Genomic DNA, 16,986 nt, shown 5'->3' with positions numbered 1-16,986 from the left:
TTTTTGCGTAAATTCAATCTAAAATATCGCTACTACGATAAATGTATAAATAATAAGGCTTATGTGAGTACATTATTTCTATATTCCCTTCTTTAGCCTCAATATTTTCTAATTCAGAAAATACAAATATTTTATTCTCACTTAATGACTCATATTCAATTATCTCTAACTCCTTACAGTTATTTACCTCAGCTAACAATGCTTTTTTATCTTTAACTAAAGGATAAATATTTTTCATTTTCTGAGCTAAAAGATTACAGACCGAATCAATATCATCGCCACCAAAATAGGATAGATTTACACCAATTAACTTACCTTTATAAAATTTTAATGCATTTCTATCAGAATCTTTCTCAAACGGAGGCTCATTATTAAAAAAACAAGTGATAAGATCTTTCTCTGTTTCACACACACCATTCTTTATAAAAGGAATATCATCAATTGATCTTCCAAAATCTAATTTCAAAGGTTCATTACTTTTAAATCCAAACCCAGATAAAAATATTATCATGCCAATAGCTATAAATATTTTTTTCATATTTGTACATTCCTTTGAGAATAAATTTGTTACGATGTATCAATTGTAGTCTCTTACCCCAATCCATCCATACTAGGTGACGCGATTAAATCATATTAATAGAATAAAATTTATACTCTCTACCTTTTTTACTTATCTCATTACAAATACGCTTTTGTCACTTTACGTGCAGGCAAGAGGGATATACTCTTATGAGTATAATTAATCTATATGGCTTATAACTATAGATAAAAGATATTTAGCTGTTATTTCAGCAGATTTTTGTTAAAATAATTAGCAAAATAGTAACAACTTAGTGATTCATTTGCCTCATTCTATCAATTCAAATGATTTTGATTGAATGATTTCAGGCACAAAACCCGAAATAGATAGTTTAAAGGAGTACGCAATGTCTTTCGAATTACCAAAATTACCTTATGCGTTAGATGCTCTTGAGCCACACATCTCTAAAGAAACTTTAGAATATCACTACGGCAAACACCACCAAACCTATGTAACCAATTTAAACAATCTGGTTAAAGGTACTGATTTAGAAAGCAAATCTTTAGAAGAAATCATCAAATCTACTGACGGCGGTATCTTTAATAATGCTGCTCAAGTATGGAACCACACTTTCTACTGGAACTGCTTAGCACCCAATGCAGGTGGCGCACCAACAGGTAAAGTTGCTGATGCTATCAACAAAGCATTTGGCTCTTTTGAAGAGTTCAAAAAGCAATTTAATGATGCAGCAGCTAAAAACTTCGGTTCAGGTTGGACTTGGTTAGTGAAAAAAGCTGACGGTTCAGTTGCAATTGTTAACACCTCTAATGCTGCAACTCCAGTTTCAGGTGCAGACAAACCACTGTTAACAGTAGACGTATGGGAACATGCTTACTACATCGACTACCGTAATGCGCGCGTTAAATATTTAGAAGAGTTCTGGGCACTGGTTAACTGGTCATTTGTTGAAGCTAACCTTGCTTAATTGAGCTTGATAATCAAAGGTGAGTGATTGAGATTCATTTTTGGTGACAAAATAACAAAGGGCCTTGAGCCCTTTGTTATATTCAGATATTCGATAATCTATTATTTAAATTGATCGGATATTCTATAAAGCAGTGATTAGAACATCATAGTAGAAAATAAAACGATCATAACAAGCGCTGCTACTGCTGTACTCAAACCAAATTTCAGATCCGTATCCATCTATTTCTCCCTCAAAATGATTATAATACACATTTTTAACCATAACCTTGTCATGGTTAATTATTATCACATATCAAAATTTGCTAAAATAGCGACCAGTGCACAATTTATAACATTGATTAATACTTTCACTTTTGAGCTAGATCATACAAAATTCACAGCTAATCGCTAAATTATTGCCAGTGTTTGCCCTATGTATGACTATACTGGCAGTTAAACCATAAAATTAGATAAAAGAGACCAATGAAGGTCAGGAGTTTTCCACACCATGGCAACAATAAAAGACGTGGCAAAACGCGCAGGCGTATCAACCACGACTGTTTCTCATGTGATCAACAAAACACGTTTTGTTGCTGAGAACACACGGGCAGCAGTTTGGGCCGCTATAAAAGAATTAAATTATTCGCCTAGTGCCGTTGCGCGTAGTTTAAAAGTCAATCACACCAAATCTATTGGCCTGTTAGCCACGTCCAGTGAAGCTCCTTACTTTGCTGAAGTGATTGAAGCTGTTGAAAATAGTTGTTACAGCAAAGGCTACACACTGATTTTATGTAATTCACATAATAACCTCGATAAACAAAAAGCCTATTTAGCGATGCTGGCACAAAAACGTGTTGATGGATTATTAGTCATGTGTTCTGAATATCCCGATCACCTTCTTACTCTTTTAGAGGGCTATCGTAATATTCCAATGGTTGTCATGGATTGGGGCAAAGCGCGTGGTGACTTTACAGATACCATTATCGATAACGCTTTCCATGGTGGTTATATTGCAGGTCGTTACCTTATTGAGCGAGGCCATCGTGATATTGGTATTATCCCTGGTCCATTAGAACGAAATACAGGTGGTGGTCGCTTACAAGGTTTCTTAAAAGCCATGGAAGAAGCCAAAATCACAGTTAAAGACGAATGGATTGTACAAGGCGACTTCGAGCCAGAATCTGGCTATAAAGCCATGTACCAAATGCTAAACCAAAAACATCGCCCGACGGCTGTCTTTTGTGGTGGTGATGTGATGGCGATGGGCGCAATTTGTGCTGCAGATGAACTTGGCCTGCGTGTTCCTTTAGATATTTCTATTGTTGGCTATGACAATATTCGTAATGCACGTTATTTTACGCCTGCACTCACAACCGTTCACCAGCCAAAAGAACGTCTAGGTCAAATGGCATTATCGATGCTGCTTGATCGTATCGTCAATAAACGCGAAGACGCCCAAACAATCGAAGTTCATCCACGATTAGTTGAGCGCCGTTCAGTTGCTGACGGTCCTTTTATCGACTACCGTCGCTAATTCATATTTATTTAGCTATCTGATTTCTAGCGAAGCCATTCCTCATTTAAGGTTTGGCTATCTCCAAGATAATCTAACAACCATGTCAAAGCGGGCGATTCACTTTTATCGACCCACGTCAGGCAGCATGGGCTGTCTGGCAATGGTTGTGCCAGTTGTAAAGTCACCAGCTTACCTTGTTCAATTAAAGGTTCAGCACGGTGCCAAGGCACCATTCCAACGCATAATCCCGCTAACAAACATTCAAGCCCCATATCCCATGTCGGAACAACCATTCTGCGCTGATTATTTAGCGCCCAAGTGTCACGCTTTGGTAAACTGCGTGAGGTATCCTCTAAACATAAACTTGGATAAGGCCGCATTTCATCATCCGTTAATGGATGTTGTGCTTTCGCTAAAGGGTGATCAACATGGCAAACACAGCGCCAAGGCATAAATCCCATATCTCTAAAGCTATAACGTTCACCTATTGGTGAGGCTCTTGTTGCACCAATGGCTAAATCAACACGACCATTAACTAAGGAGTCCCATACGCCATTAAACACCTCAGGGTAGACATACAGTTCTATATCCGGAAAATGGCGGTAGAAATCGAGAATAAGTTGTTGTGTTCTTTCAGGTTTAACAATGCCATCAACTGCTATACTAAATTGACCGCGCCATCCATTAGAAACTTGTTGACAAAGATGTCGAGTGTCATTCATTTTTTTGATAACAGATCGTGCTTCTTTGATGAAAATTTTACCTGCGTCGGTTAATTCTACATCACGATGACGACGCTCAAACAAAGGAACGGCAAGCCATTCCTCTAATTGCCGAACTGTGTAACTAACGGCGGATGGCACTCTGTGCAATTCTTGAGCAGCCGAGCTAAAACTTCCTGTTCTTGCGACTGCATCAACAACTTCTAAAGAGTATTCTGACCACATAGAGTTTATTCCTTTGAAAATTTTTCACAGCATTAACCAAATATTCCCGTTTCACAAGTAAAATAGGTCTTAGTTACAATACATAAAATGTTCTACATCACATAGCATAGAAAATAAAATGAATTCTAAAACATCCACACAATCAAAAACACCTATGAGCTTTATGGTGTACCTAGCGGGTTTGAGTATGCTAGGTTACTTAGCTATTGATATGTACTTACCTGCATTTGGTATGATGCAGCGTGAACTCTCTATCAGCGAAGGTGCTATTAGTAATAGCTTAAGTATCTTTTTATTTGGTTTTGCTGTTGCTCAGTTACTTTGGGGACCACTTTCTGACAAAGTAGGTCGTAAACCTATTCTTCTTATTGGTTTAAGCCTTTTCTCTTTAGGCTGCCTTGGTATGCTGTGGGTTGAAAGTGCAACTGGCTTACTTGCTATGCGCTTCCTACAAGCTTTCGGCGTCTGCTCTGCTGCTGTTATTTGGCAAGCTCTTGTCATCGACCGTTTTGATGAATCTCGCGCTCAACACGTTTTTGCTTTAATTATGCCACTGGTTGCATTATCACCAGCACTTGCGCCTTTAATCGGTGCATCGTTATTAGATCACGGTGGCTGGCGTATGATTTTTATGCTGTTAATGGCCGTAACGTTAGTTCTCATGTTACCGACATTAATGCTAAAAAACATTAAACAAAAATCAGTTACAGATGCAAACCAATCTTCTGCGTCATTTATGACTTTATTAAAATCCCCTCTCTATACAGGTAACGTATTAGTTTACGCTTCTTGTAGTGCAGGTTTCTTTGCTTGGTTAGCTGGCTCACCAATCATTCTTGAAAAGATGGGCTACTCTCCTCAGGATATCGGTTTAAGTTATATTCCACAAACTATTGCATTTATGGTGGGTGGTTATGGTTGTCGTATTTTACTGTCAAAAATGACAGGTAAAACACTGCTGCCACTGTTATTAATTGGTTATGCTGTCAGTATGACTGCGTTATACCTTGTTGCTAAATTTACTGAACCAACATTAACAACTATTTTAATTCCGTTCTGTATTATGGCTGCAATGAATGGTGCTTCTTATCCAATCGCAGTATCTAATGCTTTATCCGCTTATCCTGAAATCAGTGGTAAAGCTGCTGCGTTACAAAATGCGCTTCAACTAGGTCTTTGCAGCTTAGCAAGTTTTATTGTCTCTGCATTTATCAGCCAACAACCTTTGATTAACACCACGGCAATTATGGCGTTAACAGCAATCCCAATGGCAGTTGGTTACTTTATTCAGCGTAATAAATCTGTTACCAAACACACAGTTCAAACCGCAGAATAATCGCGCTCCTTCTTTTAAGAATCATCTTAAAAAGGCCATTTTATAAAAAATGGCCTTTTTCTTTTCTAGAGAAAAACATTCTACATCTCTATACTTACCTATACGCTGTAATAGCGTTTTATTTATTTTTCTTTCGGATTTTGAGACATTAAACAGATTATTCGCTGATTATGTCAGATTAGTTGTCTTATTAATTCTATTCGTTCAATTCAGACTGAACACAATACCATTTTAATACTGTCAATCTGCACACATCCTTTCTTAGCTTTATGTCTCAAAACCCGCTTAGTTTACGCGGAGAGTATATGAGTACATCTTGTGTAGAAGAAGGCCGAAAGACCTCCAACGATCCTTATAAAAAGATCGCAATAGAACTGTTAGCTCATGCTGATATTCGAGTTAATGGCTCAGAACCTTATGATATTCAGGTTCATAATCAAAATTTTTATAAAAGAGTATTACAGCAAGGCTCATTAGGTCTCGGCGAAAGTTATATGGATGGTTGGTGGGATTGTGAACGATTAGATATATTCTTTCATAAAGTTTTACGTGCTGGTCTTGAAAATAAGCTCCCACAAAACCTACGCGATATTTTCAAGATTGCGACAGCCCGCCTTTTTAATCTGCAAACACAAAAACGTGCATGGATGGTAGGTAAAGAGCATTACGACCTTGGTAATGATCTATTTACTGCCATGCTTGATCCTAATATGCAATATTCCTGTGGTTACTGGAAAAATGCAGATAATTTAACTCAAGCTCAAGAACATAAATTAGATTTAATTTGCCGAAAATTAGATTTAAAACCGGGGATGACCTTATTAGACATCGGCTGTGGTTGGGGTGGACTTGCAGGCTATGCAGCCAAACATTTTGGCGTTTCTGTAACGGGAGTCACTATTTCTGTTGAACAGCAAAAACTTGCACAAGCTCGATGCCAAGGACTTGATGTTAATATTATTTTAGAAGACTATCGTGATTTACATGAAAAGTTTGATCGCATAGTTTCAGTAGGTATGTTTGAGCATGTAGGACCTAAAAATTATGCCACTTATTTTGATGTGGTTCGTCGTAATTTAAAGGAAGATGGTCTGTTTTTATTGCACACCATAGGTTCTAACCGCGACAAAGTAAATGTAGATAGCTGGATAAGCAAATATATCTTTCCTAATGGATGTTTACCGTCTATTCAAAAAATTGCTCATGCAATGGACAGTAAATTTGTAATGGAAGATTGGCATAACTTTGGCGCTGATTACGATAAAACACTAATGGCATGGTATCAGCGTTTTTTAGCCTATTGGCCAGATATTGAATCTAATTACACACCACGCTTTAAACGTATGTTTAGTTATTATCTTAATGCCTGTGCGGGTGCATTTCGTGCCAGAGATATTCAGTTATGGCAAATTGTCCTAAGCCCTAAAGGTCATATTGGCGGTTTACAAATCCCTCGCTAATTATTCTTTTTATAAAAAGAGAAAAGCCAGTTTGATTGATAAACTGGCTTTTTCTTTGATTATCTTTTAAGAGCAACAACATTAATTATTAATTATGTGAAGCTTGTTCTTCATTTTCATTTTGTTGTGCTGCTAATAAAGCTTGTTGCTGTGCTTGTTGCGCCATAACGCGCTCTACTGTATCGACAATCGCTTGAGTTTGAGGATCAAGTTCAATATTGACTTTATCACCAAGGCGTTTGCGACCTAATGTCGTTCTATCGCGCGTTTCAGGAATTAAATGGACACAAAAACGGTTATTAACCACATCGCCCACAGTTAGGCTTATTCCATCAATACCAATAAAACCTTTGTGTAAAATGTACTTCATTAATGCTTTATCAAAGATACGAAACCAAATTTGTAAATTATTTTCTGATGTTATAATTTTGGCAACTTCGGCAGTTGTGACAATATGACCAGACATCACATGCCCGCCTATTTCATCACCGTATTTAGCCGCACGTTCAATATTCACTTCAGAACCGACTTTTAATTCACCAAGGTTAGTTAAACGTAATGTCTCTTTCACTAGATCAAAGCTAATATGTGTACCTTCAATTTTAGTGACCGTTAAACAGCAACCATTATTTGCAACAGAAGCACCTGTTTCTAAATTGCCGACTAACTCTTTGGGTAATTCAATGATATGGGTACGAAAATCGCCTTTATCTTCGATAGCAATAACCCGCCCTTTTCCCTGAACAATACCTGTAAACATCTTACATCTCCTTGGATCGATAAACTGGTAAACTCAATTTAGGCTTATGCTATTAAGGATAACATAGCTCGTATTAATACAAAGGAACAATTATCGTATTTATTCCTTGTCGAGGATTACCGTTAAATATAACGTAAAAACACCTAATAAATTATCAAAATCCTGTGTTTGAAAAGCTAAACTTCTTTCGTTGCTAATTAAACTTTTATCATTAGAATAAGCGGTCTTGAGGATCTCTTTACGTCATTTTAACAATACGACGTTTGTTCTCTTCCTTTCCTTTCGTTTTCTTATAATAAATAAAGGTGTATGCGTGCAGAAGTACATAAGAGAAGCGCGTAGCTTACTTGCTCTCGGTATCCCCGTTATCATCGCGCAGTTTTCCCAGACAGCAATGGGTGTCGTTGATACTGTCATGGCGGGTGCTGTAAATGCCACAGAAATGTCGGCGGTGGCAGTAGGTACGTCTATTTGGTTACCAACGATTTTATTAGGCCAAGGGATATTAATGGCATTAACCCCAATCGTTGCTCAATTAAATGGTTCAGGACAACGAAAACACATTGCTAATCGTACACAGCAAGGTTTTTGGCTCGCCACTTTCTTATCAATCATGGTAATTGCTATTCTTTATAACAGCCGTTTTATTATTGAAGCGCAACATGATATAGAACCCGAATTAGCCGAAAAGGCCATTGGATTTATTCATGCCATTATGTGGGGTGCACCTGGTTGCCTTTACTATCAGGTACTGAGAAGTCAATGTGAGGGATTATCTAAAACAAAACCTGGCATGATAATTGGTTTTGTTGGCCTATTAATTAATATCCCTGTCAACTACGCCTTTATTTACGGTAAATTTGGCGCACCACAATTAGGGGGTATTGGTTGTGGTGTTGCAACGGCTTCTGTTTTCTGGGCGATGTTCTTAATGATGCGTTATTACGTGCGTCGAGCACCGACACAACGTGATGTTATGCCAAAGAAACGTTTAGTCAGTCCTGATTTCCACACGATAAAACGTATTACATTTTTAGGATTACCTGTTGGCTTAGCCTTATTCTTTGAGGTAACACTATTTGCCGTTGTTGCATTATTAGTTTCACCTTTAGGCGTTACTGCGGTTGCCAGTCATCAGATAGCACTTAACTTTAGTTCACTAATGTTTATGTTCCCTCTTTCATTGGGAATAGCAGCAACAATCCGTGTCGGTCATAACTTAGGGCAACGCTCTACAGAACAAGCACGTATTTCAGCCATTACAGCGCTTGCTGTTGGACTAATGTTGGCAAGTTGTACCGCGATTTTCTCTATTATCTTCAGAGAAAAAATCGCGTTAATGTATAACGATAATATTGAAGTGGTGACGTTAGCTTCCCATCTTATGTTATTCGCTGCGCTTTATCAGTTATCAGATTCTGTGCAAGTTATTGGCTCAGGTGTATTACGAGGTTATAAAGATACCCGCTCTATCTTCTTTATTACTTTTATTGCCTATTGGGTAATTGGACTACCTTCTGGTTATATATTAGGGCGTACTAATTACTTTGTTGAAGCGATGGGACCTGCTGGTTTCTGGATTGGCTTTATTTTAGGTTTAACTGCCTCAGCAATTATGATGGGTTCCCGCATTTGGTGGATCCAACGTCAATCTGATGAAGTGGTACTATTACGCTCAGAGCGTTAAACAGAAACAGTTATTTCGGCAAGGGAATGACACAAATATCAACAAATAGCTTTAAATACGAGCAGTTGAATATAAATTTGTGTTTTTCCTCTTGCCAGAATCGAATCATCTCGTTAATATTCGTCCCCGTTGTCACCTAATAGATAATGCGTCCATAGCTCAGTTGGTTAGAGCACCACCTTGACATGGTGGGGGTCGGTGGTTCGAGTCCACTTGGACGCACCATTTATTTTTCGATAACATCTCAATACAGTGCGTCCATAGCTCAGTTGGTTAGAGCACCACCTTGACATGGTGGGGGTCGGTGGTTCGAGTCCACTTGGACGCACCATTTCTCTTTCTCTATTTTCTTATTTTTATTCTTCTTACCTACCCTACAAAATAATTAATCTAGCTTGCAATATTTTATTGCGCAACAAAGTGTTTAAAAAACAAGCAGTCAGCTCCGTATTTTGATCACATCACTTAAATTTACCTTTTTTCGATTTTCTTCATAGAAATTAACCTCTATAATACGAAACATAATTTTGTTGAAAGGTTTCAGCGTATTGATTTACGGGCATCTTTAGAAAACAGAACAAATGAATCGTGATAGACTATAATGTAAGATGTCTGCCAACCTTTGATACAAAATAGTGACAAGATTTTTATGATGTTGCTGAACCATTAACATGTTGCGCAACTTATCTATGAGAGATGAGTTTATACACCCTGTTTTGCACCGTTGATACTGTTAATAGAAAACGGCGACATTAATCCTTATTCATCCATTACAATACAACCATTAAATAGACTGCCATGAAAAAGACAAAAATTGTTTGCACCATCGGACCAAAAACCGAATCTGAAGAAAAACTGAATCAATTACTGGACGCAGGCATGAACGTTATGCGTCTAAACTTCTCTCACGGTGACTATGAAGAGCATGGCAACCGTATCAAAAATCTGCGTAATGTTTGCGCTAAAACAGGCAAAAAAGCCGCTATCTTATTAGATACTAAAGGCCCAGAAATCCGTACCATCAAATTAGAAGGTGGTAATGATGTCGCTTTAGTTGCTGGTCAAACATTCACTTTCACTACAGACAAAACTGTTGTGGGTAACAAAGACCGCGTTGCTGTAACTTACGAAGGTTTCGCTAAAGACTTAACTGTTGGTAACACCGTTTTAGTTGATGATGGTCTTATCGGCATGAAAGTCACTGCTGTAACTGATAAAGAAGTTGTTTGTGAAGTTTTAAACAACGGTGACTTAGGTGAAAACAAAGGTGTTAACTTACCTGGCGTTTCTATCGGTTTACCTGCATTAGCTGAAAAAGATAAACAAGATCTTATCTTTGGTTGCGAGCAAGGCGTTGATTTCGTTGCTGCATCATTTATTCGTAAACGTTCTGACGTTGAGGAAATGCGTGCTCACTTAAATGCGCACGGCGGCGAAAACATCATGATCATCTCAAAAATTGAAAACCAAGAAGGTTTAAACAATTTTGATGAGATCTTAGAAGCATCTGACGGTATCATGGTTGCTCGTGGCGACTTAGGTGTTGAGATCCCAGTTGAAGAAGTTATCTTCGCACAAAAAATGATGATCGAAAAATGTAACGCTGCGCGTAAAGTGGTTATCACTGCAACGCAAATGTTAGATTCAATGATCAAAAACCCACGCCCTACTCGTGCTGAAGCGGGTGACGTTGCGAATGCTATCTTAGATGGTACTGATGCTGTTATGTTGTCAGGTGAAAGTGCAAAAGGTAAATACCCAGTAGAAGCTGTGACTATCATGGCAACTATCTGTGATCGTACAGACCGTATCATGCAATCTCGTCTTGATTACAAACAAACAGCTGCAAAATTACGCGTAACTGAAGCAGTTTGTCGCGGTGCGGTTGAAATGGCTGAAAACTTAGATGCACCTCTGATTGTTGTTGCAACTTTCGGTGGTAAATCAGCTCGTTCTATCCGTAAATATTTCCCAACAGCACCAATCTTAGCATTAACAAACAACGAAGAAACAGCTCGTCAGTTACTGTTAGTTAAAGGTGTAACCACTCAATTAGTTAAAGAAATCTCTTCTACTGATGACTTCTACCGTATCGGTAAAGAAGCAGCATTAGCAAGTGGTTTAGCGCATGCTGGTGAACGTGTTGTTATGGTTACCGGTGCACTGGTTGATAGCGGTACAACAAATACTTCATCTGTTCACGTTCTGTAATTTTATACAACGTGAATACATCAAACGCCACTCCTTGAGTGGCGTTTTTTATTTATTTCTAATTTATTTCTAATATTTTTCTTTCTTTTTTTTCTGTCACTCTTTTTTAGATTCATTTTTTCTCTTATCCCACTCTCTTTTTTATCTATTTATAGCTATTAATCAATCAGGTTGCGAGTAAATCGCCAATGTCAATTTGTGTGATTTTTAGTCATTAAATCACTTTTTAATGATTAGGATTTTTACTAATAATGAACTTTTGTGAGAAAACGCGCATTTATTGTGCTGAAAATTTACAATATAAGTGTTATTTTTCCTATTGTTATAGGAAACGCAAGATACACTTATTACGAATAAATCCAGCATTTTCCTATATGTGTGCCATACTTATTAATGGTTTCATATAAATGCTACTTGTTCCTTTACACAAACTAATAATAGAGGTTGTAACTATGAAAGCGAAACTTGTACTAGGTGCGGTAATTCTGGCTTCAGGCTTATTAGCAGGTTGTTCTTCTAGTAATAATGCACAATTAGATCAAATCTCTTCTGATGTAAGCCGCCTGAATACTCAAGTTCAGCAACTAAGTGGTGATGTACAATCTGCTCGCGCTGAAGCTAAATCAGCTTACGACGAAGCAGCTCGTGCAAATCAGCGTTTAGATAACCAAGTCACTACTTATAAAAAGTAATTTGACTCACCGATAAGCTGAAAACAGCTTTAGGTAAGCATTAATCACAAAGCCCTAACATTGTTAGGGCTTTGTTTTTTTAGCTCATTATATTTTATAAAGATTAATATGCTGTCACATCCACAGGTATACCCGAACGTCGAATCAGCTCTGCATCTGCTTTATCTTTATTAACCTTGCCACTTTCATACCAAGCATTAAATTGCTTTGTAAATGTAAGAGGCATCGTTTGCGGATCGTCATCTTCGTTACGTGATAGTGGCTGATGAACTTCAATAAACTGTCTGCCGTCTGCAGTTTCAGTAAATTTAATCGGTTTATTGATAACCTGAACTCGGCTACCTTTAGGCACCACGTTGAATAAGGTCTCAATATCATTTGGGCGTAAACGAATACAGCCTGAACTCACTCTTAAGCCAATACCAAAATCAGCATTAGTACCATGAATAAGGTATTCACCTCGACTATGTGCCAATCTTAAGGCATATGCCCCCATTGGGTTTTCAGGACCAGCAGGAACGACAGCTGGTAGCGTGATCCCTTTAGCCGCATAATTTTTGCGAATATTCGCCGTTGGTGTCCAAGTGGGATCTTTAATTAATTGAGAAATCGATGTCACCATCTCCGGTGTTTCTCGCCCTAATTGACCAATACCAATCGGGTAAACATCAACAGTTCCTCCCTCTTTTGGATAATAATAAAGGCGTAATTCAGCAAGGTTGATAACAATACCTTTATGTAGAGTATCAGGCAAAATCATCTGCAATGGGATTGTTAAAGTTTTACCTGCATCAGGCAAAAGAGGATCAATACCAGGATTCGCTTCCATCATATTGAGCAATCCCACTTGGTATTCGGACGCAATAGCCTCTAATGAGCGTTTATCATCGGGAACTATATATGAAAAATTTTCACCAATAATACGCTGGCCATCAGCAGGTAGTAGATATTCTGTCGCGTAAGATAAGTGACTACTCATCCCTAACAGCGATACCCCTAAGAGAGTTAACCATTTTTTCATCGTTTATCCCGTGTGTTAGAAATAAAATAAACTGACTATTATGATGATAACATTATCATTGTTATGCTTTCATATAATAAGTCAGTTTAGAACATTAATGCGGGATCAGGTAACATTTATGCTACAGCGTATTCTGAAAAACGCTTAATAAGTGTCGTAACCATCGCATGCAAACCTTGCGTGCGAGAAGGTGTTAAGTGGCTTTCTAGTGCTAATGATGAAAAGTAATGTTTGATATCTGTCTCTAATGCTTGTTCGATAGTTTTACCTTGAAATAAGATAATCACTAAGGCAACGAGGCCTTTTACAATACCTGCATCACTATCGCCAGCCAGCACTAACTGTTTATTCTCATTAAGAGAAACAGCGATCCAAACTTGGCTTTGGCAACCTTCAATAAAGTTAGCTGAAATACGTTGTTCATCTGTTAAAGGAGGAAGACGCTCACCTAACTCCATCATATAAAGGTAACGTTGTTCCCAATCCTGACAACGAGAAAAATTGCGTAATAATTTTGCTTCATCTGGCAAATTAGCAACTGCCATGAATAACCTCTTTATTTTAATCTTTAACCTAATAGCATTTCGACACGCAATAGCGCATTAACCAGTGCATCTATATCGTTTTTATTGGTATACAACCCAAGAGATGCGCGACACATCGCAGGAACTTGATAATAATCCATAATTGGCATCGCACAATGATGCCCTGTACGAATAGCAATACCATAATTATCAAGAAATGCCCCAACATCATAAGCATGGTGTTTGCCTAAATTAAACGCTATCACTCCTTGTCGAGAATCATTGCCATAAAGCGTTAACGATTTTACTTTTTGTAACTGCTCTTGGGCATACTTCATTATGCTACTTTCATATTCGGCAATGTTATCCATGCCTATTTGTGAAAGATAATCTAATGCCGCACCTAAGCCGATCATTCCCATTATGTTCGGTGTCCCTGCTTCAAAGCGCCAAGGCGCATCTGCGTAGGTAATATCACCATTAATATGAACATGCTTTATCATTGCGCCACCGCCTTCCCAAGGCGGTAATTCATCCAGTATCGCTTTCTTGCCGTATAACAAACCAATACCCGTTGGCGCATAAAGTTTATGACCGCTACAAACAAAAAAGTCGCAATCAAGTTGTGAAACATTAATTGTTTGATGCATTGCACTTTGAGCACCATCAACCAATATATGTAATTCACCACCTTGTTCAATAGCATATTGACGAGCATCACCAATAATTTGAGCGACTGGATTCACTGTGCCCAATACATTTGATTGATGAGTGAGACTGAGTAATTTAGTTCGTTCATCGATTAAACGGGGTAATTGAGCTAAATCGAGTGTACCGTCTTGCAATAACGGTAACACACGGACATTAAAGCCATACTGTTTTGCCAACATATACCATGGAACAATATTTGCGTGATGTTCCATTTCGGTGATGATGATATTGTCACCATCATTTAAAAATCGTTGGCTATAAACGTTCGCTATAAGGTTGATCCCTTCGGTTGTTCCTTTAACAAAAATTATCTCTTCTTCGCTATTGGCACCTAAAAAATCACAGGCTTTTTTACGGACATTTTCAACTAACGTTGTCGCATTTGCACTTAATGTATGAATGCCGCGATGAACCGCGGCATATTGTGTTAAGGCAAATTGTTTTTCATGTTCAATGACGCAAGCCGGTTTCTGAGCACTTGCGGCACTGTCGAGATAAACCAGTGGTTTTCCTTTCACTTGCTGTGAAAGAATTGGAAAATCATCTCGCGCTTTTTCAATGGAATGCGTCATAATGCCTTATTTTATACCTCTAATAAGCGCTGATTAATTCTTTCTAATACCTGCGCTTTGATCACACTATTTTCTAGCGATTCAGTTAATTCAGCCGCAAATGCATGGATGATCATTTTACGTGCGTCACTTAAGGAAATACCTCGTGAACGCAGATAAAATAGCTGCTCATCATCAATTCGTCCCACAGTAGCACCATGACTACATTTCACATCATCGGCATAGATTTCAAGTTGTGGTTTGGTATCGATTTGCGCTTTTTCACCCAGCAACAGATTGTTATTAGTCATTTGACCATCTGTTTTTAATGCTTGAGGTGTCACCGTGATCATACCGTTAAATACGGCTTTCCCTGCATCCATCGCAATACTTTTATGCAGTTGACGACTCTGGCAATTTTTTTCACCATGAACTAGCCATGTACGAGTATCTGCAATCTCTCCAGCTTTAGGTAATACAACGCTATTCATTGAAAGCTCTGTATTTTCACCCTTTAGTGCAGAACTCGTGTGATGACGACTAAGTTTAGCGCCTAATAAGAAAGCATAACTGTTAACACGAGCATCACGGCCTATCGTCAGATCGTTATGGGCAAAATGCTGACTTACTCCATTTTCAAAACTTAATTTGATATGGTTAAAAGAGGCATTATCGCCAATCGTTGCGGTTAATCTTGCACCTGTAAAATGACGGTTTTCACTATCACTGCTGATATAGTGTTCTACCACTTGCATCTGAGTATTCGCACCGACATCAAGGTGAAAACGATAATTTGCACTATTTACCTCTGTGCTTTGATCACCTTGAGTAATATTGAGAATATAGAGTGGCTTATCCGCAATAACACCGTTTTTCAGGGTAATAAGCAATGGATGTGGCGCTAAACTTTCAACTAAATGCAGGAAGATTTCACCATTTACCGCTTTAGGTAATTCACTTTGATTATCAAGTAAAGTAACTTGATAAGGACCAAAATCTTTACTACTTTCTATCGGTGAAAATGTGCCATTCACCATAACAATACGGTAGCAATCAAAAGATAATGCATGTTTAGCCATTAAACTTTGTACATCAAAAGGTGGCAACTGTTGATAGCACTGGCTTAGTGTTTCTTCTAATGGCGTATAATGCCAATCTTCATGGCGGTAAGTAGGGAAACCTACTTTCTCAACTTGTAACCAATGATTGCGAGCGTTGAGATTATCGTCACCTTTACGTTGATGATATAACGCTGAAAACATTTTTAATGCTTGTTGATTACGCAGTTCAACTTGGCGCTGTTTTTCACGCTTTTCATTGAGGGTCAATAAGCCAGCCATAACCTTGTTCCTCCAATTTTTGCGCCAATGAAAAATCACCTGATTTAATGATTTTCCCCTGATAAAGCACATGCACAAAATCAGGTTTAATATAATCAAGAATACGTTGGTAGTGTGTTACAACGATGAAGGCACGTTTACCATCACGTAAACTATTAACACCATTAGAAACGATTTTTAATGCGTCGATATCAAGACCCGAGTCTGTTTCATCTAAAATACATAATTCAGGCTCTAACGCAGCCATTTGCAAAATGTCGTTACGTTTTTTCTCACCACCAGAAAATCCCACGTTGACAGAGCGTGTTAACAAATCTTGTGGCATATCCAGTAATTTGATTTTATCTTCAATAAAATCTTCAAAATCAAAGCGATCTAACGGCTCTTGGCCACGATATTCTCTCACTGCATTTACAGAAGATTGTAAGAAAAACTGATTGCTGACACCGGGTATTTCAACAGGATATTGAAATGCCATAAAGATGCCTTCACCTGCGCGATCTTCCGGTTCTAATTCCAATAAATCTTTATTTTTAAAGGTAATCGAACCTTCATCAACTTCATATTCATCACGACCAGCAAGCGTTGCAGATAGCGTACTTTTACCTGAGCCATTTGGTCCCATAATTGCGTGAACTTCACCTGCACGAACCTGCAAATCTAATCCTTTGAGGATCTCGTTGCCTTCAACACTGACATGTAAATTTTTAATATCTAACATAATATATGCCTTCGGTATCTTTA

Annotated in this window: 16 protein-coding genes and 2 tRNA genes; 9 read left to right on the top strand and 9 right to left on the bottom strand. The window is 38.1% G+C overall.

The features are described from left to right. Positions 1-13 precede the first annotated feature (13 nt). The gene (locus D7029_RS08165; protein WP_194952371.1) at positions 14-538 is read right to left on the bottom strand and encodes a hypothetical protein; all 525 of its coding nucleotides are present in this window, start codon (positions 536-538) and stop codon (positions 14-16) included. Between the two features lie 388 nt (positions 539-926). On the opposite strand from D7029_RS08165, the gene sodB reads away from it, so the two are divergent. Beyond that, positions 927-1,505: a superoxide dismutase [Fe] gene (gene sodB / locus D7029_RS08160; RefSeq protein WP_109372414.1), complete on the top strand. Its 579-nt coding sequence runs from the start codon at positions 927-929 to the stop codon at positions 1,503-1,505. Between the two features lie 137 nt (positions 1,506-1,642). Here the strand turns inward: sodB and D7029_RS19050 are convergent, their stop codons facing one another. Then, entirely contained in the window at positions 1,643-1,726 is an 84-nt protein-coding gene (locus D7029_RS19050; RefSeq protein ID WP_102949514.1) for a YnhF family membrane protein, read from the bottom strand. Between the two features lie 268 nt (positions 1,727-1,994). On the opposite strand from D7029_RS19050, the gene purR reads away from it, so the two are divergent. Next, the gene (gene purR / locus D7029_RS08150; protein WP_075673235.1) at positions 1,995-3,020 is read left to right on the top strand and encodes an HTH-type transcriptional repressor PurR; all 1,026 of its coding nucleotides are present in this window, start codon (positions 1,995-1,997) and stop codon (positions 3,018-3,020) included. Positions 3,021-3,046: 26 nt separating this feature from the next. Here the strand turns inward: purR and punR are convergent, their stop codons facing one another. Next, on the bottom strand, positions 3,047-3,949 hold the full coding sequence (punR, locus tag D7029_RS08145; RefSeq protein WP_088495752.1) for a DNA-binding transcriptional activator PunR: 903 nt from the start codon (positions 3,947-3,949) through the stop codon (positions 3,047-3,049). A 118-nt stretch (positions 3,950-4,067) separates the two neighbouring features. Here punR and punC point away from each other — a divergent pair, with 118 nt between their 5' ends. Together punC and cfa are read left to right on the top strand one after the other, a co-directional pair. Then, on the top strand, positions 4,068-5,285 hold the full coding sequence (gene punC / locus D7029_RS08140) for a purine nucleoside transporter PunC (protein WP_088495753.1): 1,218 nt from the start codon (positions 4,068-4,070) through the stop codon (positions 5,283-5,285). A 305-nt stretch (positions 5,286-5,590) separates the two neighbouring features. Further along, entirely contained in the window at positions 5,591-6,745 is a 1,155-nt protein-coding gene (cfa, locus tag D7029_RS08135) for a cyclopropane fatty acyl phospholipid synthase (RefSeq protein WP_088495754.1), read from the top strand. A gap of 88 nt (positions 6,746-6,833) precedes the next feature. Here cfa and D7029_RS08130 read toward each other — a convergent pair whose 3' ends face one another. Further along, a complete protein-coding gene (locus tag D7029_RS08130; protein ID WP_194952370.1) occupies positions 6,834-7,505 on the bottom strand; it encodes a riboflavin synthase subunit alpha in 672 nt (223 codons plus the stop codon). 313 nt (positions 7,506-7,818) lie between these two features. On the opposite strand from D7029_RS08130, the gene D7029_RS08125 reads away from it, so the two are divergent. From D7029_RS08125 to D7029_RS08105, 5 genes are all read left to right on the top strand, one after another. Beyond that, positions 7,819-9,192: an MATE family efflux transporter gene (locus D7029_RS08125; RefSeq protein WP_102949515.1), complete on the top strand. Its 1,374-nt coding sequence runs from the start codon at positions 7,819-7,821 to the stop codon at positions 9,190-9,192. Between the two features lie 148 nt (positions 9,193-9,340). Then, positions 9,341-9,417, top strand: a tRNA-Val gene (locus D7029_RS08120). A 29-nt stretch (positions 9,418-9,446) separates the two neighbouring features. Continuing rightward, positions 9,447-9,523: transfer RNA gene (locus D7029_RS08115), tRNA-Val, on the top strand. A gap of 467 nt (positions 9,524-9,990) precedes the next feature. Continuing rightward, entirely contained in the window at positions 9,991-11,403 is a 1,413-nt protein-coding gene (gene pykF / locus D7029_RS08110) for a pyruvate kinase PykF (protein ID WP_194952369.1), read from the top strand. A 452-nt stretch (positions 11,404-11,855) separates the two neighbouring features. Further along, positions 11,856-12,095: an Lpp/OprI family alanine-zipper lipoprotein gene (locus tag D7029_RS08105; RefSeq protein ID WP_036913221.1), complete on the top strand. Its 240-nt coding sequence runs from the start codon at positions 11,856-11,858 to the stop codon at positions 12,093-12,095. Between the two features lie 103 nt (positions 12,096-12,198). On the opposite strand, the gene D7029_RS08100 is transcribed toward D7029_RS08105, so the two are convergent. From D7029_RS08100 to sufC, 5 genes are all read right to left on the bottom strand, one after another. Beyond that, the gene (locus D7029_RS08100; RefSeq protein ID WP_088495757.1) at positions 12,199-13,116 is read right to left on the bottom strand and encodes a L,D-transpeptidase family protein; all 918 of its coding nucleotides are present in this window, start codon (positions 13,114-13,116) and stop codon (positions 12,199-12,201) included. A 116-nt stretch (positions 13,117-13,232) separates the two neighbouring features. Continuing rightward, positions 13,233-13,661: a cysteine desulfuration protein SufE gene (gene sufE / locus D7029_RS08095; RefSeq protein WP_109850045.1), complete on the bottom strand. Its 429-nt coding sequence runs from the start codon at positions 13,659-13,661 to the stop codon at positions 13,233-13,235. Between the two features lie 23 nt (positions 13,662-13,684). Beyond that, positions 13,685-14,923: a cysteine desulfurase SufS gene (gene sufS / locus D7029_RS08090; protein ID WP_194952368.1), complete on the bottom strand. Its 1,239-nt coding sequence runs from the start codon at positions 14,921-14,923 to the stop codon at positions 13,685-13,687. 11 nt (positions 14,924-14,934) lie between these two features. After that, on the bottom strand, positions 14,935-16,242 hold the full coding sequence (sufD, locus tag D7029_RS08085) for a Fe-S cluster assembly protein SufD (protein ID WP_088495760.1): 1,308 nt from the start codon (positions 16,240-16,242) through the stop codon (positions 14,935-14,937). Continuing rightward, positions 16,217-16,963 carry a Fe-S cluster assembly ATPase SufC gene (gene sufC, locus D7029_RS08080; protein ID WP_088495761.1) on the bottom strand — a complete coding sequence of 249 codons (747 nt, stop codon included), beginning with the start codon at positions 16,961-16,963 and terminating at the stop codon, positions 16,217-16,219. Before sufC ends, sufD begins: the two co-directional genes overlap by 26 nt. Positions 16,964-16,986: the final 23 nt, after the last annotated feature.

The organism is Proteus vulgaris (genome assembly GCF_016647575.1).
Lineage (GTDB): Bacteria > Pseudomonadota > Gammaproteobacteria > Enterobacterales > Enterobacteriaceae > Proteus > Proteus mirabilis_B.
This window is presented reverse-complemented; position numbering and strand designations above follow the sequence as displayed.

Excerpts from the sequence above, each read along its gene's own strand:
- sufS (WP_194952368.1), bottom strand. The coding sequence starts at position 14,923 with ATGACGCATTCCATTGAAAAAGCGCGAGATGATTTTCCAATTCTTTCA.
- punR (WP_088495752.1), bottom strand. The coding sequence starts at position 3,949 with ATGTGGTCAGAATACTCTTTAGAAGTTGTTGATGCAGTCGCAAGAACA.
- pykF (WP_194952369.1), top strand. The coding sequence starts at position 9,991 with ATGAAAAAGACAAAAATTGTTTGCACCATCGGACCAAAAACCGAATCT.
- sufC (WP_088495761.1), bottom strand. The coding sequence starts at position 16,963 with ATGTTAGATATTAAAAATTTACATGTCAGTGTTGAAGGCAACGAGATC.
- punC (WP_088495753.1), top strand. The coding sequence starts at position 4,068 with ATGAATTCTAAAACATCCACACAATCAAAAACACCTATGAGCTTTATG.
- sufD (WP_088495760.1), bottom strand. The coding sequence starts at position 16,242 with ATGGCTGGCTTATTGACCCTCAATGAAAAGCGTGAAAAACAGCGCCAA.
- sodB (WP_109372414.1), top strand. The coding sequence starts at position 927 with ATGTCTTTCGAATTACCAAAATTACCTTATGCGTTAGATGCTCTTGAG.
- D7029_RS08130 (WP_194952370.1), bottom strand. The coding sequence starts at position 7,505 with ATGTTTACAGGTATTGTTCAGGGAAAAGGGCGGGTTATTGCTATCGAA.
- D7029_RS08165 (WP_194952371.1), bottom strand. The coding sequence starts at position 538 with ATGAAAAAAATATTTATAGCTATTGGCATGATAATATTTTTATCTGGG.
- purR (WP_075673235.1), top strand. The coding sequence starts at position 1,995 with ATGGCAACAATAAAAGACGTGGCAAAACGCGCAGGCGTATCAACCACG.
- cfa (WP_088495754.1), top strand. The coding sequence starts at position 5,591 with ATGAGTACATCTTGTGTAGAAGAAGGCCGAAAGACCTCCAACGATCCT.
- D7029_RS19050 (WP_102949514.1), bottom strand. The coding sequence starts at position 1,726 with ATGGATACGGATCTGAAATTTGGTTTGAGTACAGCAGTAGCAGCGCTT.
- sufE (WP_109850045.1), bottom strand. The coding sequence starts at position 13,661 with ATGGCAGTTGCTAATTTGCCAGATGAAGCAAAATTATTACGCAATTTT.
- D7029_RS08100 (WP_088495757.1), bottom strand. The coding sequence starts at position 13,116 with ATGAAAAAATGGTTAACTCTCTTAGGGGTATCGCTGTTAGGGATGAGT.
- D7029_RS08105 (WP_036913221.1), top strand. The coding sequence starts at position 11,856 with ATGAAAGCGAAACTTGTACTAGGTGCGGTAATTCTGGCTTCAGGCTTA.